General features: G+C 41.7%; 20 protein-coding genes and 2 tRNA genes. 21 read left to right on the forward strand and 1 reads right to left on the reverse strand.

Annotated elements, in window-relative coordinates:
* The first annotated feature begins 13 nt into the window (after positions 1-13).
* From TZ91_RS02685 to TZ91_RS02700, 4 genes are all read left to right on the forward strand, one after another.
* Positions 14-1066 (forward strand): BMP family lipoprotein, encoded by a 1053-nt coding sequence (locus tag TZ91_RS02685; RefSeq protein ID WP_033686671.1) that lies wholly within the window; start codon positions 14-16, stop codon positions 1064-1066.
* Between the two features lie 142 nt (positions 1067-1208).
* Positions 1209-2744 carry an ABC transporter ATP-binding protein gene (locus TZ91_RS02690; RefSeq protein ID WP_004261507.1) on the forward strand — a complete coding sequence of 512 codons (1536 nt, stop codon included), beginning with the start codon at positions 1209-1211 and terminating at the stop codon, positions 2742-2744.
* Positions 2737-3795, forward strand: coding sequence for an ABC transporter permease (locus TZ91_RS02695; RefSeq protein ID WP_045597035.1), 1059 nt, complete (start codon positions 2737-2739; stop codon positions 3793-3795). Before TZ91_RS02690 ends, TZ91_RS02695 begins: the two co-directional genes overlap by 8 nt.
* Positions 3796-3797: 2 nt before the next feature.
* Positions 3798-4754, forward strand: a complete 957-nt coding sequence (locus tag TZ91_RS02700; RefSeq protein WP_023940960.1) for an ABC transporter permease — start codon at positions 3798-3800, stop codon at positions 4752-4754.
* Between the two features lie 34 nt (positions 4755-4788).
* Here TZ91_RS02700 and plsY read toward each other — a convergent pair whose 3' ends face one another.
* Positions 4789-5430 (reverse strand): glycerol-3-phosphate 1-O-acyltransferase PlsY, encoded by a 642-nt coding sequence (gene plsY / locus TZ91_RS02705; RefSeq protein WP_033686670.1) that lies wholly within the window; start codon positions 5428-5430, stop codon positions 4789-4791.
* A gap of 135 nt (positions 5431-5565) precedes the next feature.
* On the opposite strand from plsY, the gene parE reads away from it, so the two are divergent.
* The 17 genes from parE (at position 5566) to sufB (ending at position 24049) form a co-directional block, all read left to right on the forward strand.
* A complete protein-coding gene (gene parE / locus TZ91_RS02710) occupies positions 5566-7509 on the forward strand; it encodes a DNA topoisomerase IV subunit B (protein ID WP_004261495.1) in 1944 nt (647 codons plus the stop codon).
* A 27-nt stretch (positions 7510-7536) separates the two neighbouring features.
* Complete coding sequence (locus tag TZ91_RS02715; RefSeq protein WP_033686875.1) at positions 7537-8355, forward strand: aminoglycoside 6-adenylyltransferase; 819 nt, start codon at positions 7537-7539, stop codon at positions 8353-8355.
* A gap of 367 nt (positions 8356-8722) precedes the next feature.
* Entirely contained in the window at positions 8723-11194 is a 2472-nt protein-coding gene (gene parC / locus TZ91_RS02720) for a DNA topoisomerase IV subunit A (protein ID WP_080702839.1), read from the forward strand.
* Positions 11195-11328: 134 nt separating this feature from the next.
* Complete coding sequence (locus TZ91_RS02725; protein ID WP_033686668.1) at positions 11329-12351, forward strand: branched-chain amino acid aminotransferase; 1023 nt, start codon at positions 11329-11331, stop codon at positions 12349-12351.
* A gap of 21 nt (positions 12352-12372) precedes the next feature.
* Positions 12373-14340 (forward strand): peptide ABC transporter substrate-binding protein, encoded by a 1968-nt coding sequence (locus TZ91_RS02730; RefSeq protein ID WP_033686667.1) that lies wholly within the window; start codon positions 12373-12375, stop codon positions 14338-14340.
* 98 nt (positions 14341-14438) lie between these two features.
* Positions 14439-14669, forward strand: a complete 231-nt coding sequence (locus TZ91_RS02735) for a DUF2969 domain-containing protein (RefSeq protein WP_000037113.1) — start codon at positions 14439-14441, stop codon at positions 14667-14669.
* Positions 14670-14718: 49 nt separating this feature from the next.
* Positions 14719-14799 (forward strand) — tRNA-Tyr (locus TZ91_RS02740).
* Between the two features lie 9 nt (positions 14800-14808).
* Positions 14809-14880 (forward strand) — tRNA-Gln (locus tag TZ91_RS02745).
* A 161-nt stretch (positions 14881-15041) separates the two neighbouring features.
* Positions 15042-16244 carry a 30S ribosomal protein S1 gene (gene rpsA / locus TZ91_RS02750; protein ID WP_001001630.1) on the forward strand — a complete coding sequence of 401 codons (1203 nt, stop codon included), beginning with the start codon at positions 15042-15044 and terminating at the stop codon, positions 16242-16244.
* Positions 16245-16329: 85 nt separating this feature from the next.
* Complete coding sequence (locus TZ91_RS02755) at positions 16330-16827, forward strand: GAF domain-containing protein (RefSeq protein WP_033686666.1); 498 nt, start codon at positions 16330-16332, stop codon at positions 16825-16827.
* Positions 16827-18482: a DNA polymerase III subunit gamma/tau gene (gene dnaX / locus TZ91_RS02760; RefSeq protein ID WP_033686664.1), complete on the forward strand. Its 1656-nt coding sequence runs from the start codon at positions 16827-16829 to the stop codon at positions 18480-18482. Before TZ91_RS02755 ends, dnaX begins: the two co-directional genes overlap by 1 nt.
* Positions 18483-18509: 27 nt before the next feature.
* Positions 18510-18704, forward strand: coding sequence for a DUF3272 domain-containing protein (locus TZ91_RS02765; RefSeq protein ID WP_001081602.1), 195 nt, complete (start codon positions 18510-18512; stop codon positions 18702-18704).
* A 150-nt stretch (positions 18705-18854) separates the two neighbouring features.
* Positions 18855-19625, forward strand: a complete 771-nt coding sequence (gene sufC / locus TZ91_RS02770; protein ID WP_000114489.1) for a Fe-S cluster assembly ATPase SufC — start codon at positions 18855-18857, stop codon at positions 19623-19625.
* A 27-nt stretch (positions 19626-19652) separates the two neighbouring features.
* Positions 19653-20915 carry a Fe-S cluster assembly protein SufD gene (sufD, locus tag TZ91_RS02775; RefSeq protein WP_033686663.1) on the forward strand — a complete coding sequence of 421 codons (1263 nt, stop codon included), beginning with the start codon at positions 19653-19655 and terminating at the stop codon, positions 20913-20915.
* 10 nt (positions 20916-20925) lie between these two features.
* Positions 20926-22152, forward strand: coding sequence for a cysteine desulfurase (locus tag TZ91_RS02780; RefSeq protein WP_033686662.1), 1227 nt, complete (start codon positions 20926-20928; stop codon positions 22150-22152).
* Positions 22139-22579 (forward strand): Fe-S cluster assembly sulfur transfer protein SufU, encoded by a 441-nt coding sequence (sufU, locus tag TZ91_RS02785; protein ID WP_033686661.1) that lies wholly within the window; start codon positions 22139-22141, stop codon positions 22577-22579. The genes TZ91_RS02780 and sufU overlap by 14 nt, the downstream gene beginning before the upstream one ends.
* Before the next feature lie 57 nt (positions 22580-22636).
* On the forward strand, positions 22637-24049 hold the full coding sequence (sufB, locus tag TZ91_RS02790; RefSeq protein WP_000797054.1) for a Fe-S cluster assembly protein SufB: 1413 nt from the start codon (positions 22637-22639) through the stop codon (positions 24047-24049).

A 24049-nucleotide genomic window follows, 5' to 3' on the forward strand; every position in this document is an offset into this window, starting at 1 on the left:
AGGAGGTTCAGTAATGAACAAGAAACAATGGCTAGGCCTTGGTCTAGTTGCAGTGGCAGCAGTTGGACTTGCTGCATGTGGTAACCGCTCTTCTCGTAACGCAGCTTCATCTTCTGATGTGAAGACAAAAGCAGCAATCGTCACTGATACTGGTGGTGTTGATGACAAATCATTCAACCAATCAGCTTGGGAAGGTTTGCAGGCTTGGGGTAAAGAACACAATCTTTCAAAAGATAACGGTTTCACTTACTTCCAATCAACAAGTGAAGCTGACTACGCTAACAACTTGCAACAAGCGGCTGGAAGTTACAACCTAATCTTCGGTGTTGGTTTTGCCCTTCACAATGCAGTTAAAGATGCAGCAGCAGAGCACACTGATTTGAACTATGTCTTGATTGATGATGTGATTAAAGATCAAAAGAATGTTGCGAGCGTAACTTTCGCTGATAATGAGTCAGGTTACCTTGCAGGTGTAGCTGCAGCAAAAACAACTAAGACAAAACAAGTTGGTTTTGTAGGTGGGCAGGAGTCAGAAGTTATCTCTCGTTTTGAAGCAGGATTCAAAGCTGGTGTTGCGTCAGTAGACCCATCTATCAAAGTCCAAGTTGACTACGCTGGTTCATTTGGTGATGCTGCTAAAGGTAAAACAATTGCAGCTGCACAATACGCAGCCGGTGCAGATATTGTTTACCAAGTAGCTGGTGGTACAGGTGCTGGTGTCTTTGCAGAAGCAAAATCACTCAACGAAAGCCGTCCTGAAAATGAAAAAGTTTGGGTTATCGGTGTTGACCGTGACCAAGAAGCAGAAGGTAAATACACTTCTAAAGATGGCAAAGAATCAAACTTTGTTCTTGCATCTACTTTGAAACAAGTTGGTACAACTGTAAAAGATATTTCTAACAAGGCAGAAAAAGGTGAATTCCCTGGCGGTCAAGTGATCGTTTATTCATTGAAAGATAAAGGGGTTGACTTGGTAACAACTAACCTTTCTGAAGAAGGTAAAAAAGCCGTTGAAGATGCAAAAGCTAAAATCCTTGATGGAAGCGTAAAAGTTCCTGCAAAATAATGGATGGAAGTTATTTCTTAGGAAGCGGCCATCGGCCGCTTTTTAAGAGTTGAGACAAAGTCATTTTGTCTCAGTAAAGCTTGCTACTAGAGAAACTAGCAAGTTTTATTGAAATAAAATAAGACTCTGAAAGGAAGAGCACATGGCACACGAAAATGTCATTGAGATGCGTGATATTACCAAGGTGTTTGGTGAATTTGTTGCCAACGACAAAATCAACCTGCACCTACGAAAAGGTGAAATTCATGCACTTTTAGGAGAAAATGGGGCTGGAAAGTCTACGCTAATGAATATGTTAGCAGGGCTTCTTGAACCAACCAGTGGTGAAATTGTGGTCAACGGTCAAGTTGTTAACCTCGACTCCCCCTCTAAAGCAGCTAGCTTGGGAATCGGAATGGTTCACCAGCACTTTATGTTGGTAGAAGCCTTCACAGTGGCTGAAAACATCATTTTAGGAAGTGAATTAACTAAAAATGGTGTGTTAGATATCGCTGGAGCTAGTAAAGAAATCAAGGCTCTTTCTGAACGTTATGGCTTAGCTGTTGACCCTTCTGCCAAGGTAGCAGACATCTCAGTTGGAGCCCAACAACGTGTAGAAATTTTAAAAACCCTTTATCGGGGAGCTGATATCCTTATCTTTGATGAACCAACGGCTGTCTTGACTCCATCAGAAATTGATGAGTTGATGGCTATTTTGAAAAATCTTGTCAAAGAAGGAAAATCAATTATCTTGATTACCCACAAGTTGGACGAGATTCGAGCAGTTTCTGACCGCGTTACAGTTATCCGTCGTGGGAAATCAATTGAAACTGTCGAAATTGCAGGAGCTACCAATGCTGATTTGGCGGAAATGATGGTAGGTCGTTCTGTTTCCTTTAAAACAGAGAAACAAGCCTCTCAACCAAAAGAAGTGGTCTTGTCAATCAAAGATTTGGTGGTCAATGAAAACCGCGGTGTCCCAGCTGTGAAAAATCTGTCCTTGGATGTTCGTGCTGGAGAGATTGTTGGTATTGCAGGGATTGATGGAAATGGTCAGTCTGAACTGATTCAAGCCATTACAGGTCTTCGCAAGGTTGAATCTGGTAGCATTGAGCTAAAAGGAGATTCAATTGTAGGCTTGCACCCACGACAAATTACAGAACTAAGTGTTGGGCACGTTCCAGAAGACCGCCACCGTGATGGCTTGATTTTGGAAATGATGATTTCTGAAAATATTGCCCTTCAAACCTACTATAAAGAACCACATAGTAAAAATGGAATTTTGAACTATTCAAATATTACTTCTTATGCTAAAAAGTTAATGGAAGAATTTGATGTTCGTGCTGCCAGTGAATTTGTTCCTGCAGCTGCACTTTCAGGAGGAAATCAACAAAAAGCAATTATTGCTCGTGAAATTGATCGTGATCCTGATCTCCTTATCGTCAGCCAGCCAACTCGTGGTTTGGATGTCGGTGCTATTGAATATATCCACAAACGCTTGATTGAAGAGCGTGATAATGGTAAAGCTGTCCTTGTTGTCAGCTTTGAATTGGATGAGATTTTAAACGTCTCAGACCGTATTGCTGTTATCCATGATGGTAAGATTCAAGGTATTGTATCACCAGAAACAACCAATAAACAAGAGCTTGGTGTCTTGATGGCTGGTGGAAACTTGGGAAAGGAGAAGAGTGATGTCTAAAAAATTACAACAAATTTCGGTTCCCTTGATTTCTGTATTCCTAGGAATTTTACTCGGAGCCATTGTCATGTGGATCTTCGGTTATGATGCTATTTGGGGCTACGAAGAATTGTTCTATACAGCCTTTGGTAGTCTGCGTGGGATTGGAGAAATCTTCCGTGCTATGGGGCCTTTGGTCTTGATTGGTCTGGGTTTTGCCGTTGCCAGTCGCGCAGGTTTCTTTAACGTCGGGCTTCCTGGTCAGGCTTTGGCAGGTTGGATTCTCAGTGGTTGGTTTGCCTTGTCTCATCCAGATATGCCACGTCCCTTGATGATTCTAGCAACTATCGTGATTGCCCTGATTGCTGGTGGGATTGTCGGAGCGATTCCAGGTATTCTTAGAGCCTATCTAGGGACGTCAGAGGTTATCGTAACCATCATGATGAACTACATTGTCTTGTATGTAGGGAATGCCTTTATCCATGCTTTCCCTAAAGACTTCATGCAAAGTACAGATTCGACCATTCGTGTTGGGGCTAATGCAACCTATCAGACACCTTGGTTGTCTGAGTTGACTGGTAATTCGCGGATGAATATTGGTATTTTCTTTGCCATCATTGCCGTTGCAGTTATTTGGTTCATGCTCAAGAAAACAACTCTTGGTTTTGAAATCCGTGCTGTTGGTCTTAATTCACATGCTTCAGAATATGCTGGTATTTCTGCAAAAAGAACGATTATCCTCTCAATGATTATCTCAGGTGCCTTGGCTGGTCTTGGTGGAGCTGTTGAAGGTCTGGGAACCTTCCAGAACGTTTATGTTCAGGGGGCGTCATTAGCTGTCGGATTTAACGGAATGGCGGTTAGTCTGCTTGCGGCCAACTCACCAATTGGTATTCTATTTGCAGCCTTCTTATTTGGTGTTCTCCAAGTTGGAGCTCCTGGTATGAATGCGGCGCAGGTACCATCTGAGCTTGTCAGCATTGTAACAGCGTCTATTATCTTCTTTGTCAGTGTTCATTACCTTATCGAACGCTTTGTCAAACCGAAAAAACAAGTTAAAGGAGGTAAGTAAAGATGTCTATTACAACCTTGCTCACCCTCTTGGTGTCTTCTATGCTGATTTACTCAGCGCCCCTCATCTTTACAAGTATTGGTGGTGTTTTCTCTGAACGTGGTGGTGTCGTAAACGTCGGCCTTGAAGGAATTATGGTTATGGGTGCCTTTTCTGGAGTTGTCTTTAACCTTGAATTTGCAGAACAATTTGGAGCAGCAACTCCATGGCTATCTTTGCTTGTAGCAGGATTGGTAGGGGGAATCTTTTCTATCATCCACGCAGCGGCAACAGTTCATTTCCGTGCAGACCATGTTGTCAGCGGTACGGTATTGAACTTGATGGCGCCTGCCTTGGCTGTTTTCTTAGTGAAAGTTCTTTATAACAAAGGTCAAACCGACAACCTAAGTCAGACTTTTGGACGCTTTGATTTCCCAGTCTTGGCAAATATCCCAGTTATCGGTGATATTTTCTTCAAGTCAACTAGTCTTCTTGGTTATCTGGCCATTGCCTTCTCGTTCCTTGCTTGGTTTATTCTCTTCAAAACGCGCTTTGGTCTTCGTCTCCGCTCTGTCGGTGAGCACCCTCAAGCAGCTGATACCTTGGGAATCAATGTCTATAAGATGAGATATTTAGGGGTTATTATTTCAGGTTTCCTCGGTGGAATTGGCGGAGCGATTTATGCTCAATCCATATCAGTTAACTTCTCAGTGACAACTATTGTTGGACCTGGATTTATCGCCCTTGCTGCGATGATCTTCGGAAAATGGAATCCAATCGGAGCCATGCTTTCTAGTCTCTTCTTTGGACTTTCACAAAGTTTGGCTGTTATCGGCTCTCAATTGCCATTCCTACAAGGAGTGCCTGCGGTTTATCTTCAAATCGCACCTTATGTTTTGACAATTCTAGTCTTGGCAGCCTTCTTTGGAAAAGCAGTCGCACCAAAAGCAGATGGTATCAACTATATCAAATCAAAATAAGCATACAAAAAAACGTCAGTACAGAACTGGCGTTTTATTTTTTAGGATGTTGGTGACTTAGGTTCAATCCCCAAGGGACCAAATTTTCAGTTTTATTTTTGATACGAGCGATATTGTCCTTATGACGAATGATAATCAAACTAGCAAGAGCTAGGATAATAGCGATGAAGAGAAGATCATAGTGATTCAGAATAAAACCAAAAAGTGGAAAAAGTAGAACCCCGATAACAGCCGCGATAGATGCTGTGACACTAGATAGTGAAATCATACTACCAAGATAGAGGGTTCCAAAGAAAACAACTGCTAGGTAGAGACAGAAGACAGGCGCAAATCCGAAAACCACTCCTGCACTGGTTGCGACAGCCTTTCCACCCTTAAATCCTGCAAAGATAGGGAAGGTATGTCCAATGACAGCCAAAAGTCCAAAGATGAGAGGCGAAACACCTTGCAGATGAAACATAATCGGAAGAAGTGTTGCTAGGGTTCCTTTGAAAAAGTCAATCACAAAGGTTGCCATACCAGCTTTCTTGCCTAAAATGCGGAAGGTATTGGTCGTTCCAGTGTTACCAGAACCATGCTCGCGCAGATTGATTTGAAAGAATACTTGTCCAATCCAGAGACCAGACGGAATCGAACCCAGCAGATAAGCTAGGATTAATAAAACTATTGTAATCATACTCCTATTATATCATGAAATGGAGAAGAAAGGCAGAGAATCTCTTCTGAAATTGTCACACCGGAGAAAGAAAAATTTTGCAAAATCCTTGGAAAACCTGTAGAATAGTAAAGATGAACGAATAGGAGGTTCCTTGTGTCAAAAAAGGAAATCAATATTAACAATTATAATGATGATGCCATTCAGGTGCTAGAAGGGTTGGATGCGGTCCGAAAACGTCCAGGGATGTATATCGGATCGACCGATGGCGCTGGGCTCCACCACCTAGTCTGGGAAATCGTCGATAATGCTGTCGATGAAGCCTTGTCTGGATTTGGTGACCGTATTGATGTGACCATTAATAAAGACGGCAGTTTAACGGTTCAAGACCACGGACGTGGGATGCCGACTGGAATGCACGCGATGGGAATCCCAACAGTTGAGGTTATCTTTACCATTCTTCACGCCGGAGGGAAATTCGGTCAGGGTGGCTACAAGACATCTGGTGGTCTCCACGGGGTGGGTTCTTCCGTTGTTAACGCTCTTTCAAGTTGGCTGGAAGTTGAAATTACCCGTGATGGGGCAATCTATAAGCAACGTTTTGAAAATGGTGGAAAACCTGTCACGACTCTGAAGAAAATCGGTACAGCACCCAAGTCTAAGACAGGTACCAAAGTGACCTTCATGCCAGATGCGACGATCTTTTCTACGACAGATTTCAAGTACAATACCATCTCAGAGCGTCTTAATGAATCAGCCTTTCTCTTGAAAAATGTGACCTTGTCTTTGACTGATAAACGAACAGACGAAGCGATTGAATTCCACTATGAAAATGGGGTACAAGACTTTGTTTCTTACCTCAACGAAGACAAGGAGACCTTAACGCCAGTTCTTTACTTTGAAGGGGAAGACAATGGTTTCCAAGTGGAAGTGGCCCTCCAGTACAATGACGGATTTTCAGATAACATTCTATCCTTTGTCAATAACGTTCGCACCAAGGACGGTGGAACGCACGAGACAGGTCTCAAGTCTGCTATCACCAAGGTTATGAATGACTATGCGCGTAAGACGGGGCTTCTCAAGGAAAAAGATAAAAACCTTGAAGGGTCAGACTATCGTGAAGGACTAGCGGCCGTTCTTTCTATCTTGGTTCCGGAAGAACATTTGCAGTTTGAAGGACAGACCAAGGATAAGCTAGGAAGCCCTCTTGCTCGTCCTGTTGTGGATGGAATTGTGGCTGATAAGTTGACCTTTTTCCTTATGGAAAATGGGGAATTGGCTTCTAACCTCATCCGCAAGGCTATCAAGGCCCGTGATGCTCGCGAAGCGGCACGTAAGGCACGTGATGAGAGCCGAAATGGGAAGAAAAATAAAAAGGATAAGGGCTTGTTGTCTGGGAAATTGACCCCAGCCCAATCTAAGAATCCGGCTAAGAATGAACTCTATCTAGTCGAGGGGGATTCTGCCGGAGGTTCTGCCAAACAAGGCCGTGACCGCAAGTTCCAGGCAATCTTGCCTCTTCGTGGTAAGGTTATCAATACAGCCAAGGCCAAGATGGCGGATATTCTCAAAAATGAAGAAATCAACACTATGATTTATACTATAGGTGCGGGTGTGGGAGCAGACTTCTCCATTGAAGATGCCAACTATGATAAGATCATTATCATGACCGATGCGGATACTGACGGTGCTCATATCCAAACCTTGCTCTTGACATTTTTCTATCGTTACATGCGTCCGCTAGTTGAGGCAGGACATGTCTATATCGCCCTTCCGCCTCTTTACAAGATGTCCAAAGGAAAAGGCAAGAAAGAAGAAGTGGCCTATGCTTGGACGGACGGTGAGCTAGAAGAGCTCCGTAAACAGTTCGGTAAAGGCGCTACTCTCCAACGCTACAAGGGACTTGGTGAGATGAATGCGGACCAGCTCTGGGAAACAACTATGAACCCAGAAACGCGTACCCTTATCCGTGTCACCATTGAAGACTTGGCTCGCGCCGAACGCCGCGTCAATGTCCTCATGGGTGACAAGGTCGAACCACGCCGTAAGTGGATTGAGGATAATGTCAAGTTTACGCTGGAAGAAGCGACAGTATTTTAAGTTAGTTTTTAATGAATGGGTATAAACATGAGAACTGAAACAGAAATGATCGATGTAATTTTAAAGACTGCTGAAACCTTACAAGTCGCGGCTGTCGCCATGTCTGGTTCACGGACTGATACAAAAGCCTCAAAAGATGAATTTCAAGACTATGACGTAGTCTATGTTGTAGAGAATCTGGACGAGCTGATTACAGATTTATCTTGGTTGGACCAGTTTGGCAAACGCATTATCGAGCAAGAAGTTGGTCTTGGTCAACGTTGTCTATACCTCATGCTCTTTGAAGATGGAAATCGAATTGATCTAACCCTCTGTCCAAAACAACAAATTCAAGAGTGGGTGGATAGTGAGGCTGATTATACAGTTTTGAAAGATGATAAAGGTTTGTTTGAATCTTATCTGCCTAGTCCGAAGCGCTACTGGACGAATCCAGCTAGTCAGACAGATTTTGAAAAATCCTGCAATGAATTTTGGTGGGTGTCGACCTACGTGGTTAAAGGGATTTGTCGCAAACAAGTCATCTATACGACGGACCATCTCTATGGAATCTGCCAACAAGAATTGCTCAAGCTTTTAGCTTGGCAAGTGGCAGCAGATAAGGGAAAGGTCGACATCGGTAAGAATTATAAGTATCTCTTTAACTATTTACATGAGCGGAAAGAGAAGGAATTCTCAAATCTGCTTGATTTTTCCAGTTTAGACAAAATCACTCAGTCTCTATTTGCTACGATGCAACTTTTCCACAGAGAGGCTCAGTCCCTTGCTCAAAAGATGGGATTTGACTACGATAAAGAAATCGCTGAGAGAATGATTCAGTATGCTGAAGATATACTTCCAAATCACTAAGTAAGCAAAAAACATAAATTAAAACTTTAAACTACAGAAAGAGTCGTTTGCTTGTTTGTAGTAACTGAACACGGGACTAATTTTATTCGGAAAAAGTCAAATCGTCTTGACTTCATAGAGCCCTACATCGATTTCCTATTTTTCTACAGAAATTTCCGGCAAGCCGAAACGTCCCTTTGTATCTTAACTGAATAAGGGACTAATTTCTGTAAAGTATCCTTCACTGTATAAAAACCCACTCTACATTCTTTGAAAGGAGTTGAACACGCCCTAGATACTGTGTGAAAAAGATAAATTCTCTTGTGAGTATCGCTAACTGCAAGAATTTTCTATTTTCACTTGATATTTTACGGGCTCTGTATCCTATATGTCTAACATTCAAAACATGTCCCTTGAGGACATTATGGGAGAGCGCTTTGGTCGCTACTCCAAGTACATTATTCAAGACCGGGCTTTGCCAGATATTCGTGATGGATTGAAGCCGGTTCAGCGCCGCATTCTTTATTCGATGAATAAGGATGGCAATACCTTTGATAAGAGTTACCGCAAGTCGGCCAAGTCTGTCGGGAACATCATGGGTAATTTTCATCCACACGGTGATTCTTCTATCTATGATGCCATGGTCCGTATGTCACAGGACTGGAAAAATCGTGAGATTCTAGTTGAAATGCACGGTAACAACGGTTCTATGGACGGGGATCCACCTGCCGCAATGCGTTATACTGAGGCGCGTTTGTCTGAGATTGCAGGCTACCTTCTTCAGGATATCGAGAAAAAGACAGTTCCTTTTGCTTGGAACTTTGACGATACCGAGAAAGAACCTACTGTCTTACCAGCAGCCTTTCCAAATCTTTTGGTCAATGGTTCTACTGGTATTTCGGCTGGTTATGCCACAGATATTCCACCTCATAATTTAGCTGAGGTTATTGATGCGACGATTTACATGATTGACCACCCAACTGCCAAGGTAGAAAAACTCATGGAATTCTTGCCTGGACCAGATTTCCCGACAGGAGGAATCATTCAAGGTCGTGATGAAATCAAGAAGGCCTATGAAACTGGGAAAGGGCGCGTGGTTGTTCGTTCCAAGACTGAGATTGAAAAGCTCAAAGGTGGTAAGGAACAAATCGTTATTACTGAGATTCCTTATGAAATCAACAAGGCCAATCTAGTCAAGAAGATTGATGAAGTCCGTGTCAATAACAAGGTAGCAGGAATCGCTGAGGTTCGCGACGAGTCTGACCGTGATGGTCTACGTATTGCTATTGAGCTAAAAAAAGATGCCAATACAGAGCTTGTCCTCAACTATCTCTTTAAGTACACAGATCTGCAAATCAACTATAACTTTAACATGGTGGCGATTGACAATTTCACGCCTCGTCAGGTTGGGATCGTTCCAATCTTGTCTAGCTACATCGCCCACCGTCGTGAAGTGATTTTAGCGCGTTCACGCTATGACAAGGAAAAGGCTGAAAAACGTCTCCATATCGTCGAAGGTTTGATTCGTGTGATTTCGATTTTGGACGAAGTCATTGCCCTTATCCGTGCTTCTGAGAACAAGGCTGATGCCAAGGAAAACCTCAAAGTTAGCTATGATTTTACAGAGGAGCAGGCTGAGGCTATCGTAACCTTGCAACTGTATCGTTTGACCAATACCGATGTGGTTGTCTTGCAGGAAGAAGAAGCAGAATTGCGTGAAAAGATTGCCATGCTTGCGGCTATCATCGGGGATGAACGGACCATGTACAATCTCATGAAGAAAGAGCTTCGTGAGGTCAAGAAGAAATTTGCGACTCCACGTTTGAGTACTTTAGAAGACACAGCAAAAGTAATTGAGATTGATACAGCTAGTCTTATCGCTGAGGAAGATACCTACGTCAGCGTGACCAAGGCAGGTTACATCAAGCGTACCAGCCCACGTTCCTTTGCCGCTTCAACGCTGGAAGAAATTGGCAAGCGTGATGACGATCGTTTGATTTTTGTTCAATCTGCCAAGACAACCCAGCACCTCTTGATGTTCACAAGTCTTGGAAATGTCATCTACAGACCAATCCATGAATTAGCAGATATTCGCTGGAAGGACATCGGAGAGCATCTGAGCCAGACCATTACAAACTTTGAAACTAACGAAGAAATCCTTTATGTGGAAGTCGTGGATCAGTTTGATGATGCGACAACTTATTTTGCAGCTACTCGTCTTGGTCAAATCAAACGCGTAGAACGTAAAGAATTCACTCCATGGCGGACCTATAAATCTAAATCAGTCAAGTATGCTAAACTCAAAGACGAGACAGACCAGATTGTAGCAGTGGCTCCGATTAAACTAGATGATGTTCTTTTGATTAGCCAAAATGGTTATGCCCTTCGTTTCAATATCGAAGAGGTTCCAGTTGTCGGTGCTAAGGCTGCAGGTGTCAAAGCTATGAACCTGAAAGCAGATGATGTCCTCCAATCCGCCTTTATCTGTAACACCTCATCCTTCTACCTCTTGACCCAACGTGGAAGTTTGAAACGTGTTTCTATTGACGAAATTCCGGCAACCAGCCGTGCCAAACGTGGCTTACAAGTCTTGCGTGAGTTGAAAAACAAACCGCATCGTGTCTTCTTAGCAGGAGCAGTTGCAGAACAAGGCTTTGTTGGTGACCTCTTCAGTACAGAAGTGGACGAGAATGACCAAACTCTGTTTGTCCAATCCAATAAAGGAACAATCTATGAAAGTCGCTTACAAGACTTGAACCTGTCAGAACGCACAAGCAATGGGAGCTTCATCTCTGACACGATTTCAGATGAAGAAGTTTTTGACGCTTATCTTAAAGAAGTATTTACAGAAGCTAAATAAGTGAAATGAAGAATCAGTTCTAAGAGCTGGTTCTTTTTATTGAAGAAATTTTCTGAAAATTACAAAATATGCTTGCTATTTTAGAAAAATAGTGTAGAATAAAAGAAATAAGTTTTTAGAATAAGGAGTGGAATATGACAGTAACGATTGATTGGGAAAACCTTGGTTTCTCCTATATGAAATTACCTTATCGCTATATTGCTCATTTTAAAAATGGACAATGGAATCAAGGAGAGCTTACAGAGGATGCAACCTTACATATTTCAGAGTCTTCTCCAAGTCTTCACTATGGTCAACAAGCATTTGAAGGTTTGAAAGCTTATCGTACTAAGGATGGTAGTGTTCAACTTTTCCGTCCTGACGAAAATGCTAAACGTTTGCAACGCACTTGTGATCGTCTCTTGATGCCACAAGTTCCGACAGACATGTTTGTAGAAGCTTGTAAGGCAGTTGTCCGCGCGAATGAAGAATACATACCACCATATGGAACAGGTGGAACCCTTTATCTTCGTCCACTTTTGATTGGAGTTGGAGATATTATCGGGGTAAAACCAGCAGAGGAGTACATTTTTACCATCTTTGCTATGCCAGTTGGTAATTACTTTAAGGGTGGTTTGGTTCCAACCAACTTCTTGATTCAGGATGAATACGACCGTGCCGCTCCAAATGGTACGGGTGCGGCTAAGGTTGGTGGGAACTATGCTGCCAGTCTCTTGCCAGGGAAATTGGCTAAATCACGTCATTTCTCAGATGTTATCTACCTAGACCCTTCAACTCATACAAAGATTGAAGAAGTCGGTTCAGCTAACTTCTTTGGAATTACAGCTGACAATGAATTTGTAACACCATTGAGTCCATCTATCTTGCCATCTATTACTAAGTATTCTTTGCTTTATTTGGCAGAACACCGCTTGGGATTGACACCTATTGAGGGTGATGTCCCAATTGATAATCTGGATCGTTTTGTAGAGGCAGGTGCCTGTGGTACAGCAGCAGTGATTTCGCCAATTGGAGGGATTCAACACGGTGATGATTTCCATGTATTCTATAGTGAGACAGAAGTTGGGCCTGTGACTCGTAAACTCTATGATGAATTGACAGGTATTCAATTTGGTGATATTGAAGCGCCAGAAGGTTGGATTGTAAAAGTAGATTAAAATAAACAAAAGGAGATTTTTATGAAATCGAAAAAGTGGCTCTTAACAGCAGGAGTGGTCCTGAGCACAACAGCTTTTTTAGTAGCTTGTGGAAAAGCTGATAAAGAAGCAGATGCACCGACAACATTTTCATATGTCTATGCAGTAGATCCAGCATCTTTGGACTACAGTATAGCGACTCGGACATCGACGACAGACGTTATTGGAAATGTTATTGATGGTTTGATGGAAAATGACCAATACGGAAATGTTATTCCTTCCTTGGCTGAAGATTGGTCTGTCTCAAAAGATGGTTTGACTTATACCTATAAACTTCGTAAAGGAGTTAAATGGTACACTTCAGAAGGTGAAGAATACGCAGAAGTAACAGCCCATGACTTTGTAACAGGATTGAAACACGTAGCTGACGGTAAGTCAGACGGTGTCTCTCTCATCCAAAATTCAATCAAGGGCTTGGATGCCTACATGACTGGTGAGACCAATGATTTCTCTACAGTTGGTGTCAAGGCCTTGGACGATTACACAGTCGAATATACCCTAAACAAACCAGAAAGCTTCTGGAATTCTAAAGTTACAACAGCGACGATGTTGCCTGTAAATGAAGAGTTTTTGAAGGCATCGGGTAAAGATTATGGAGCAGTTACTCCAGCAGGAATTCTCTACAATGGTCCTTATATCTTGAAGACCTTGACGTCTAAATCGTTGATCGAATATGAGAAAAATCCAAATTACTGGGATAAAGAAAAGGTAAAAATCGAAAAGATTAAATTGACTTACTACGATGGTTCTGATCAGGAATCGTTGATTCGTAGCTTCTCTTCAGGTGCCTATACGACAGCCCGTCTCTTCCCAAGTAGCTCAAACTTTGCTTCAACTTTGGAACAATACGGAGATAAAATCACTTATAGCCCACAGGACTCAAGTAGTTATTACTTCACCTTTAACGTAAATCGTCAGTCATATAATAAAACTGCGAAAACAAGTGAAGAACAAAAGACTTCTACAAAAGAAGCTATGCTTAATAAGGACTTCCGTCAGGCTATCAACTTTGCCTTCAACCGCCATTCTTATGCTGCCCAGCTAAATGGTGAAGACGGTGCGGACAAGATTATTCGTAACAGCCTTGTTCCTGACAACTTTGTTCAAGCAGGTGGTAAAAACTTTGGTCAAATCGCTCAAGCAGAGTTGGTGAACTATGGTGACCAGTGGAAAGGTGTTGAGCTAGTTGACGGTAAGGATTCTATCTACAACCCTGACAAGGCTAAAGTTGCGTTCGAAAAAGCTAAGAAAGACTTGGAATCTAAAGGGGTAACTTTCCCAATTCACTTGGATGTCCCAGTTGAACAAACAGATACCATCGCTGTTCAACAAAGCAACTCTTTCAAACAGTCTATCGAATCAACTCTTGGTGCTGAAAATGTTGTCATCGATGTTCTTCAAATGACAGATAATGAAAAGGAAACAATCACTTCACAAGCGCGTGTTCCTTCTCAAAAAGACTATGATTTGAACAGTACAGGATGGGCTCCAAGTTATCAAGACCCAGCATCTTACTTGAATATCATGGATCCTAAATCAGGTTCTGCTATGAAACACCTTGGTATTACTAAGGGGAAAGATAAAGATGTTGTAGCGAAACTTGGTTTGGACCAGTATAAGAAATTATTGGATGATGCAGATTCAGAAACTACAAATCTTGAAGAACGCTATGAAAAATATGCTAAGGCTCAAGCTTGGTTGACAGATAGTTCATTATTGATGCCTACAGCCTCATCTGGTGGTTCTCCAGTTGTAAGTAATGTAGTGCCATTCTCAAAACCATACTCACAAGTTGGTATTAAGGGTGACCCATATATCTTTAAAGGAATGAAATTGCAAAAAGATATCGTTACGACAAAAGAATATGAAGAAGCACTGAAAAAATGGCAAAAAGAAAAATTGGAATCAAACGGTAAGTACCAAAAAGAACTAGAAAAACACATTAAATAAAGTAGAAAACTCTATATCAGACTCGGAATGATATAGAGTTTTTTCTTGCTAGTTTTAGGATTTTCTTGTAAAATAGAAAAAGTGAAGAGAGGTATGAAATGAGTAAGAAAGATAAAAAAATTGAAATTCAAGTAGCAGATGCTAAAGTCAATGTAGGAAAAGACAGTTTTGAAGGTTATACATTGACCATTGGTAAAAAAGTTATCGGAGAAATTGCCGAATTAGATGGACAATTTGCCATCATAAAGAATGGGAATGTCGATAGTTTTTATAAAAAATTGGAAAAAGCTGTGGAAATTTTGATTGAAAATTATAATTTAGCAAAATAAGTCTTGTTTTTTTGAAATTTTCATGATATAATAGTCCATGTTGATTGTAGGAGAGATAGCGAAGAGGCTAAACGCGGCGGACTGTAAATCCGCTCCTTCGGGTTCGGGGGTTCGAATCCCTCTCTCTCCATTTCATCAATGGGGTATAGCCAAGCGGTAAGGCAAGGGACTTTGACTCCCTCATGCGTTGGTTCGAATCCAGCTACCCCAGTTCTTAGGTAATAATCAAGATAAAAAGCAAAATATCTTAGGGTATTTTATTTTTATAATTGAAAGACGTGAACGATATGAACATGTCCTTGCGGGTGCTTAGGAAAAAAATTATAAGTATGTCAAGTTTAAGAAAAACTTGATTGTTGGAGGATTTTTTAGATGAACGAATTTGAAGATTTGCTAAATAGCGTTAGCCAAGTTGAGACTGGTGATGTTGTTAGTGCTGAAGTATTGACAGTTGATGCGACTCAAGCTAACGTTGCAATCTCTGGAACTGGTGTTGAAGGTGTCTTGACTCTTCGCGAATTGACAAACGATCGCGATGCAGATATCAATGACTTTGTTAAAGTAGGAGAAGTATTGGATGTTCTTGTACTTCGTCAAGTAGTTGGTAAAGATACTGATACAGTTACATACCTTGTATCTAAAAAACGCCTTGAAGCTCGCAAAGCATGGGACAAACTTGTTGGTCGCGAAGAAGAAGTTGTCACTGTTAAAGGAACTCGTGCCGTTAAAGGTGGACTTTCAGTAGAATTTGAAGGTGTTCGTGGATTTATCCCAGCTTCAATGTTGGATACTCGTTTCGTACGTAACACTGAGCGTTTTGTAGGTCAAGAATTTGATGCTAAAATCAAAGAAGTTGACGCTAAAGAAAACCGCTTCATCCTTTCACGTCGTGAAGTTGTTGAAGCAGCTACAGCAGCAGCTCGCGCTGAAGTATTCGGTAAATTGGCTGTTGGTGATGTAGTAACTGGTAAAGTTGCACGTATCACAAGTTTCGGTGCTTTCATCGACCTTGGTGGTGTTGACGGATTGGTTCACTTGACTGAATTGTCACATGAACGTAACGTATCACCAAAATCAGTTGTAACTGTTGGTGAAGAAATTGAAGTGAAAATCCTTGATCTTAACGAAGAAGAAGGACGCGTATCACTTTCACTTAAAGCAACAACACCTGGACCATGGGATGGCGTTGAGCAAAAATTGGCTAAAGGTGATGTAGTAGAAGGAACAGTTAAACGTTTGACTGACTTCGGTGCATTTGTTGAAGTATTGCCAGGTATCGATGGACTTGTTCACGTATCACAAATTTCACACAAACGTATTGAAAATCCAAAAGAAGCTCTTAAAGTTGGTCAAGAAGTTAAAGTTAAAGTTCTTGAAGTTAACGCAGATGCAGAGCGCGTATCACTTTCTATTAAAGCTCTTGAAGAGCGTCCAGCTCAAGAAGAAGGACAAAAAGAAGAAAAACGTGCTGCTCGTCCACGTCGTCCAAAACGTCAAGAAAAACGTGATTTCGAACTTCCAGAAACACAAACAGGATTCTCAATGGCTGACTTGTTCGGTGATATCGAACTTTAATCAAATTGAAAATTCACAAAATCCTTTGTTTTCTAAACAAGGGATTTTTCTTTTGTCTGTAAGCCTTTTTTGATATAATAGTTCTATGTTAGAATCAGAAAAACAATCATGTTATCAAATGTTAAATGAGGAGTTCTCTTTTTTATTGGAAGGTGAAAGTAATGTTTTGGCTAATCTTTCCAACGCCAGTGCTCTTCTAAAATCATGCTTTCCTAATACCGTATTTGCAGGCTTTTATCTGTTCGATGGAAAGGAATTGGTTTTAGGTCCTTTCCAAGGTGGTGTTTCCTGCATCCGTATTGCACTTGGAAAAGGTGTTTGTGGGGAGGCAGCTCACTTTCAGGAAACTGTTCTAGTTGGTGATGTTACAACTTATCCCAACTATATTTCTTGTGATAGTCGAGCTAAAAGTGAAATTGTTGTGCCGATGGTTAAGAATGGTCAATTACTTGGAGTTCTGGATCTTGATTCTTCAGAGATTGATGATTATGATGCTATGGATCGAGATTATTTGGAACAATTTGTCGCTATTTTGCTTGAAAAGACAGAATGGGACTTTACAATGTTTGGGGAGAAAGCCTAATGTATCAAGCACTTTATCGAAAATATAGAAGTCAAAACTTCTCCCAGTTGGTTGGACAGGAAGTTGTGGCTAAGACTCTTAAACAAGCAGTAGAGCAAGAGAAAATAAGTCATGCCTATCTTTTTTCTGGTCCACGGGGAACGGGAAAAACCAGTGTAGCCAAGATTTTTGCCAAAGCTATGAACTGTCCAAATCAAGTGGGTGGTGAACCTTGTAATAACTGCTATATTTGCCAAGCAGTGACAGATGGTAGTTTAGAAGATGTCATCGAAATGGATGCGGCCTCTAATAATGGGGTCGATGAAATCCGTGAAATTCGTGATAAATCTACCTATGCCCCTAGTCTTGCCCGCTATAAGGTTTATATCATAGATGAGGTTCACATGTTGTCTACAGGAGCTTTTAATGCCCTCCTAAAGACGTTAGAAGAGCCAACACAGAATGTGGTCTTTATTTTGGCTACTACTGAATTGCACAAGATTCCTGCTACGATTTTATCCCGTGTGCAACGTTTTGAATTTAAATCGATTAAGACACAGGATATTAAGGAACATATCCGCTATATCTTAGAAAAAGAAAATATCAGTTCTGAACCAGAGGCTGTGGAAATCATTGCCAGACGGGCTGAAGGTGGAATGCGAGATGCCTTGTCTATTTTGGATCAAGCCCTGAGTTTGACACAGGGAAATGAGTTGACGACTGCCATCTCTGAAGAAATTACTGGCACAATTAGTCTATCAGCCTTGGATGATTATGTGGCTGCCTTGTCTAAACAGGATGTTCCAAAGGCCCTAGCATGCTTGAATCTTCTCTTTGACAATGGTAAGAGCATGACTCGTTTTGTGACCGATATTTTGCACTATTTAAGAGACTTGTTAATTGTTCAAACAGGTGGAGAAAATACTCATCATAGTCCAGTCTTTGTAGAAAATTTGGCACTTCCTCAAGAAAATCTGTTTGAAATGATTCGTTTGGCGACAGTCAGTTTAGCAGATATTAAGTCTAGTTTGCAGCCCAAGATTTATGCTGAGATGATGACTATCCGTTTGGCAGAGATTAAGCCTGAAGCAGCTCTTTCTGGGGCAGTTGAAAGTGAAATTTCTGCACTGAGACAGGAAGTTTCCCGTCTCAAACATGAACTGGCAAATGTAGGAACTGTATCTAAGCCAACAAATCCAGCTCCTAGTCGTCCAACAGCAGGCAAAACACTCTATCGTGTGGATCGCAATAAAGTTCAATCTATCTTACAAGAGGCTGTCGAAAATCCTGATTTAGCACGTCAAAATCTGATTCGATTGCAGAATGCTTGGGGAGAGGTGATTGAAAGTCTTGGAGGTCCTGATAAGGCTCTGCTAGTTGGTTCTCAACCGGTTGCAGCTAATGAACACCATGCTATTCTTGCTTTTGAATCTAACTTCAATGCTGGTCAAACCATGAAACGGGACAATCTCAACACCATGTTTGGCAACATCCTCAGTCAGGCAGCAGGTTTTTCACCCGAGATTTTAGCTATTTCCATGGAGGAATGGAAAGAAGTTCGCGCAGCCTTTTCAGCCAAAGCCAAATCTTCTCAAACTGAAAAAGAAGTAGAAGAAAGTCTGATTCCAGAAGGATTTGAATTTTTGGCTGATAAAGTGAAGGTAGAGGAAGACTAAAGAAAGATTTCATGATACAATAAGTTTATGAATAGACAACAATTTATTATCATCGCGCTGTTTACAGCTGCTGAGACCTATTTTTTCAATGAAGCTTGGATGACTGGTCGTTATATTATGGCAGCCTTTTGGGCTATTTTGCTCTTTAGAAATTTCCGAGTTAGTTACTTGATGGGCAAGATTGTAGATGTCATTGACCAGCATTTAAAAGGAAAAGACTAGTCCTCAGCTTCTAGACAAAATCAAAGCCTTTTAGGCTTTTTTTTGTTATACTATAAAAGTATATTTATTGACCTTTTACCGTATTTTCTAGGGAAATCAAGTATGTTTCCAGTAAGCACTGTAAAGGCCTTGAAAAAGAAAGGAACTATCATGTCAGTATTAGAGATCAAAGATCTTCACGTTGAGATTGAAGGAAAAGAAATTTTAAAAGGGGTTAACCTGACCCTGAAAACAGGAGAAATCGCCGCTATCATGGGACCAAATGGTACTGGTAAATCGACTCTTTCTGCCGCTATCATGGGAAATCCAAACTATGAAGTTACCAAAGGTGAAGTCTTGTTTGATGGCGTAAACATCCTTGAGTTGGAAGTGGACGAGCGTGCGCGTATGGGACTTTTCCTTGCTATGCAATACCCATCAGAAATTCCTGGAATTACCAATGCTGAGTTTCTTCGTGCAGCTATGAATGCTGGTAAAGAAGACGATGAGAAGATTTCAGTTCGTGAGTTTATCACTAAACTCGACGAGAAGATGGAATTGCTCAACATGAAAGAAGAAATGGCTGAGCGTTACCTCAACGAAGGTTTCTCTGGTGGTGAGAAAAAACGTAATGAGATTCTTCAACTTTTGATGTTGGAACCAACATTTGCCCTTTTGGATGAGATTGACTCTGGTCTTGATATTGATGCCCTTAAAGTTGTTTCTAAAGGTGTTAATGCTATGCGTGGTGAAGGCTTTGGTGCTATGATTATCACTCACTACCAACGTCTCTTGAACTATATCACACCAGACGTGGTACACGTCATGATGGAAGGTCGTGTTGTCCTTTCTGGTGGTCCAGAATTGGCTGCACGTTTGGAACGTGAAGGATACGCAAAACTAGCTGAAGAACTTGGCTACGACTACAAGGAAGAATTGTAATTCCCTCGTATCTTTTAGGAGAAGTAAATGACTAAAGAAAATATTAAACTTTTTTCAGAAATGCACGCTGAACCAAGATGGTTGGCTGAACTCCGTCAAAAAGCTTTTGACAAGATTGAGACTTTGGAATTACCAGTTATTGAGCGTGTCAAATTCCACCGTTGGAATCTGGGAGATGGAACGATTACAGAAAGTGAGCCATCAGCAAATGTTCCAGATTTCACAGCTCTAGATAATCACTTGAAGTTGGTTCAAGTAGGAACTCAGACTGTTTTTGAGCAAACTCCAGTTGAGTTAGCTGAACAGGGTGTCGTCTTTACAGACTTCCACTCAGCTTTAGAAGAAATTCCAGAACTGATTGAGGAATTCTTCATGTCATCTGTTAAGTATGACGATGATAAATTAGCAGCCTATCATACAGCTTATTTCAATAGTGGTGCTGTTCTCTATATTCCTGATAATGTTGAAATTAAAGAGCCAATCGAAGGGATTTTCTACCAAGACAGTGATAGCGATGTGCCGTTTAACAAGCATATTATGATTATCGCTGGTAAAAATTCTAAGATTAGTTATCTGGAGCGTTTAGAGTCACGCGGCCAAGGAAGTGTCAAAGCAACTGCTAATATCACAGTAGAAGTAATTGCACGTTCTGGTGCTCAAGTGAAGTTTGCTGCGATCGACCGTCTAGGTGAAAACGTCACTGCCTACATTAGCCGTCGTGGTAAATTAGGCAACGATTCAAGCATTGACTGGGCGATTGGTGTTATGAACGAAGGAAACGTCGTTGCTGACTTTGATAGCGACTTGATTGGTAACGGTAGCCATGCGGATCTTAAAGTCGTAGCTCTTTCAAGTGGCCGTCAGGTGCAAGGAATTGATACTCGTGTAACCAACTATGGTTGCAACTCAATCGGAAATATCCTACAACATGGGGTTATTCTTGAAAAAGCAACCTTGACCTTCAATGGTATTGGCCACATTATCAAGGGTGCTAAGGGTGCAGATGCGCAACAAGAGAGCCGTGTTCTTATGCTGTCAGACCAAGCGCGTTCAGATGCAAATCCAATCCTTTTGATTGATGAAAATGACGTAACTGCAGGGCACGCGGCTTCTATCGGTCAGGTAGATCCAGAAGATATGTATTATCTCATGAGCCGTGGTTTGGATAAGGCAACTGCAGAACGCTTGGTTGTTCGTGGTTTCCTTGGCTCCGTTATCGTTGAGATTCCAGTCAAGGAAGTTCGTGATGAAATGATTGCAACTATCGAAGAAAAATTGTCAAAACGCTAAGGGGTAGCCTATGTTAGATGTAGAAGCGATTCGCAAGGATTTTCCAATTTTAGACCAGATTGTTAATGATGAACCATTGGTTTATTTGGACAATGCTGCGACGACACAAAAACCACTAGCAGTTCTGGAGACGATTAACCGCTACTATGAGAACGACAATGCCAATGTTCACCGTGGCGTTCATACCTTGGCAGAAAGGGCGACAGCTTCTTATGAGGCGGCTCGTGAAACCATTCGTAAGTTTATCAATGCAGGGTCTACAAAGGAAGTTCTCTTTACTAGGGGAACGACAACCAGTCTGAACTGGGTAGCGCGTTATGCTGAGGAAGTCTTGGCTGAGGGAGACCAGGTCTTGATTTCTGTCATGGAACACCATTCTAATATCATTCCTTGGCAGGAAGCTTGCCACAAGACTGGGGCAGAGCTTGTCTATGTCTATCTCAAGGATGGAGCTCTGGATATGGAGGATTTGCGAGCTAAATTGACTGATAAAGTCAAGTTTGTTTCGCTAGCTCACGCCTCAAATGTTCTTGGTGTGGTCAATCCAATCAAAGAAATCACTCAATTGGCCCACCAAGTTGGAGCCCTCATGGTGGTGGATGGTGCTCAGTCTACACCCCATATGAAGATTGATGTACAGGATTTGGATGTGGACTTCTTTGCCTTTTCAGGTCACAAGATGGCGGGTCCAACTGGTATCGGTGTTCTTTATGGCAAAGAAAAGTATTTGGAGCAAATGTCACCAGTAGAATTTGGCGGCGAAATGATTGATTTCGTTTATGAACAATCTGCTAGTTGGAAGGAATTACCTTGGAAATTCGAGGCAGGAACTCCCAATATGGCAGGTGCAATTGGACTTGCTGCGGCAGTAGATTATCTTGAAAAGATTGGTATGGATGCGATTGAAGCCCATGAACAAGAATTGATCGCATACGTCTATCCAAAACTGCAGGCGATTGAAGAACTGACCATTTATGGTTCACAGGACTTGGCTCAACGTTCAGGTGTCATTGCCTTTAACCTAGGCGATCTCCATCCTCACGACCTTGCTACGGCTCTGGACTATGAAGGAGTAGCAGTTCGAGCAGGTCACCATTGTGCGCAACCTTTGCTCCAGTATTTGGATGTCCCAGCAACAGCTCGCGCAAGTTTTTATATTTACAATACCAAGGCAGATTGCGACAAGCTAGTCGATGCCTTACAAAAGACAAAGGAGTTTTTCAATGGCACTTTCTAAACTAGATAGCCTTTATATGGCAGTGGTAGCAGACCATTCGAAAAATCCACATCACCAAGGGAAGTTGGAAGATGCTGAGCAAATCAGTCTCAACAATCCGACCTGTGGAGATGTCATCAACCTCTCAGTCAAGTTTGATGCAGAGGGCCGTTTGGAAGATATTGCTTTTCTAAACTCAGGTTGTACCATCTCGACTGCCTCTGCAAGCATGATGACAGATGCAGTTTTAGGAAAAACCAAACAAGAAATTTTAGAGCTTGCGACTATTTTTTCTGAAATGGTTCAAGGCCAAAAAGATGACAGACAAGATAGTCTTGGAGACGCAGCCTTCTTATCAGGTGTTGCCAAATTTCCTCAACGTATCAAGTGTGCAACCCTAGCTTGGAACGCCCTCAAGAAAACAATTGAAAATCAAGAAAACAAGTAAGGCAAGTTTCTTTTGTCTTATGAATCAGTAGAAATAAAGAATGAAAGAAAGGATATTATGGCTGAAGAAAGAGTAGAACCAAAACCAATTGACCTTGGTGAATATAAATTTGGTTTCCATGATGATGTAGAGCCTGTCCTATCGACAGGAAAAGGATTGAATGAAGATGTCATTCGTGAACTATCAGCTGCTAAGGGAGAACCAGAGTGGATGTTAGAATTCCGTTTGAAGTCTTATGAAACCTTCAAAAAAATGCCCATGCAAACTTGGGGAGCAGACTTGTCAGAGATTGATTTTGATGACTTGATCTACTACCAAAAACCATCTGATAAGCCAGCCCGTTCTTGGGATGAGGTTCCTGAAAAAATCAAAGAAACCTTTGAACGTATTGGGATTCCGGAAGCTGAGCGTGCTTATCTAGCAGGTGCCTCTGCCCAGTATGAGTCAGAAGTGGTTTACCACAACATGAAGGAAGAGTTCCAGAAATTAGGGATTATCTTTACAGATACGGATTCTGCCCTCAAGGAATACCCAGACTTGTTTAAACAATACTTTGCTAAGTTGGTACCGCCGACTGATAACAAGTTAGCTGCCCTCAACTCGGCAGTATGGTCAGGTGGAACCTTTATCTACGTACCAAAAGGGGTCAAGGTAGATATTCCACTTCAAACTTACTTCCGTATCAATAACGAAAATACTGGTCAGTTTGAACGTACCTTGATTATCGTTGATGAGGGAGCAAGTGTCCACTACGTTGAAGGATGTACAGCACCGACTTATTCAAGTAACAGCTTACATGCGGCCATTGTAGAAATCTTTGCCTTGGATGGTGCTTATATGCGTTATACAACCATCCAAAACTGGTCTGATAACGTCTATAACTTGGTAACGAAACGTGCTAAAGCTCAAAAAGATGCTACTGTTGAGTGGATTGATGGTAACTTGGGTGCCAAGACTACCATGAAATATCCATCAGTTTACCTTGATGGAGAAGGGGCGCGTGGTACTATGCTCTCTATCGCTTTTGCCAATGCAGGGCAACACCAGGACACTGGTGCCAAGATGATCCACAATGCTCCACATACCAGCTCGTCTATTGTGTCTAAATCCATCGCTAAAGGTGGAGGAAAGGTTGACTATCGTGGACAAGTAACCTTTAATAAAAACTCTAAGAAATCTGTCTCTCACATCGAATGTGATACCATTATCATGGATGACTTGTCAGCATCAGATACCATTCCATTTAATGAAATTCATAACTCGCAAGTAGCTTTGGAACACGAAGCTAAGGTTTCTAAGATTTCAGAAGAACAGCTCTATTACCTCATGAGCCGTGGATTGTCAGAATCTGAGGCAACTGAGATGATCGTTATGGGATTTGTGGAACCCTTCACAAAAGAACTTCCAATGGAGTATGCTGTTGAGCTGAACCGTTTGATCAGCTATGAAATGGAAGGATCAGTCGGATAA

It is taken from the genome of Streptococcus mitis, assembly GCF_000960025.1.
GTDB lineage: Bacteria > Bacillota > Bacilli > Lactobacillales > Streptococcaceae > Streptococcus > Streptococcus mitis_DH.